This is a genomic window from Kitasatospora sp. NPDC036755 (assembly GCF_040636595.1).
Classification (GTDB): Bacteria; Actinomycetota; Actinomycetes; order Streptomycetales; family Streptomycetaceae; genus Kitasatospora.
Genome location: NZ_JBEZUT010000657.1, coordinates 1 through 1,601, shown reverse-complemented (window position 1 = coordinate 1,601; position 1,601 = coordinate 1). Strand labels below are relative to the sequence as shown.

Here is a 1,601-nt window from a genome sequence, read left to right as displayed (position 1 = left end):
GCCACCCCCGGCGGCGGCACGCCCGGGGCCCCGGCACCGACGGGCGGTGCCTGATGGCCGTGATCGCGGTGGTCGGCGGCCCGGGTGCGCCGGGTGCGACCACCACCGCCCTGGCGCTGCTGCTGTCCTGGCCGCTGTCGCCCGGTCGGCGGGTCCTGCTGGTCGAGGCCGACCCGGACGGCGGCGCGGTGCTCGCCGGCGCCCTGGAGGGACGGGTCGAGGCGGTGTACGGGCTGCGCAACCTCGCCGTCGCCGACCGGCGCGGGCTGCTCGCCCGAACCATCTGGGAACAGCTCATCGACCTCTCGCCCGAGGGCAACGCCGAACGGCTGCTTCTGCCCGGGCTGACCGACCCCACCCAGGCGCCCGGCCTCGCCTACACCTGGGAGCCGCTCGCGGACCTGCTGCACGGAGTGGAGCAGCAGGGCTACGACGTCATCGTGGACCTCGGCCGCTCCGGCGCCACCGGCCACAGCGCGGTGCTGGCCCGCCGCGCCGACGCGGTGGTGGCGACGGTGCGCACCACGCTGCGCGGGCTGAGCTCGGTCCGGCCCCGGCTCGCCGCCCTGGCCGAGGACCTGGCCTCCGCCGGCACCGGGACGGACGCGCTCGGGCTGCTGCTGGTCGCCGAGGGGCCGTACACGCGGGCGGAGGTGTCCCGCGAGCTCGGGCTGCCGGTGCTCGGGGTGCTGCCGCACGCCACCCGGACGGCCAAGGTGCTCTCCGACGGCGGGGACACCACCGACCGGCGGTTCATCCGCTCGGAGCTGATGCGCACGGCCCGGTCGGCGGCGGACGAGGTGCAGCTGCTGATCCGCCGTCGGCGCCAGCGGCTCGCGCCGGGCGCGGTGCAGGACGCGGCACCGGCCCAGCTGACGGCGGGCGGCCCGGCCCCGGCCCCGGTCGCGGCGGCGGTGGCCATGCCTCCGGGGCCGACGCCTCCGGTCCCGGCCGCGCCGGGGCCGGCCTCGTCGGTACCGACCGGGCCCGTGCCGGTGGCGCCGCAGCCGGCGGTACCCGCACCCTCTCCCGCGCCCTCTCCCGTGCCCGCCCAGGGCCCGTACGGGCAGCCCGGCCACGGGCAGTCGGCCCACGGGCAGCCGGCCCACGGTGCGGGCGGGCCCGGCGGCCGGCCCGGGTACGGCCGGCAGGGGTACTACCGGCAGGACGGCCAGGGCCAGGCCCCGTACGGCCCGTACGCCCCGGGCGGGTACGACGCGGCCGCGGGTGAGCAGCCCTCGTACGCCCCGCCGCAGCCCGTCCCGCCGGTGATCACCACCGGGCCGGTGGCGCCGCTGGCCGGGCTGGCGCCGCAGCCGGCCGCGCCGGCGCCGTTCCCGGCCCACGTCCAGCCCGCGCCGTACGGCGAGCTGGACGACCAGTACGCGCTCCAGCAACCAGTGGTGACGAACCGTCAGGACGACGTGAACGGGCCGTACCCGCACGACCCCGGGGAGGTGCTCCGTGCGCGGTAGCCCCCTGCACCAGCGTCCCGCTTCCGATCCGGCCGCGCTGCCCTGGGCGGTGCCGGCGGCCGCCCCCGGCCCCGTCGCCCCGCCGCACGGGTACCAGCCCGGCCCGGTCGCGCCCCAGCCCGCGGC

Annotated in this window: 1 protein-coding gene; it reads left to right on the top strand. The window is 79.9% G+C overall.

The window, feature by feature from the left end:
- A partial coding sequence (locus tag AB0E96_RS41000; protein ID WP_359831916.1) for a hypothetical protein occupies positions 1–1,475 on the top strand: 1,475 nt, incomplete at its 5' end.
- Positions 1,476–1,601 lie beyond the last annotated feature (126 nt).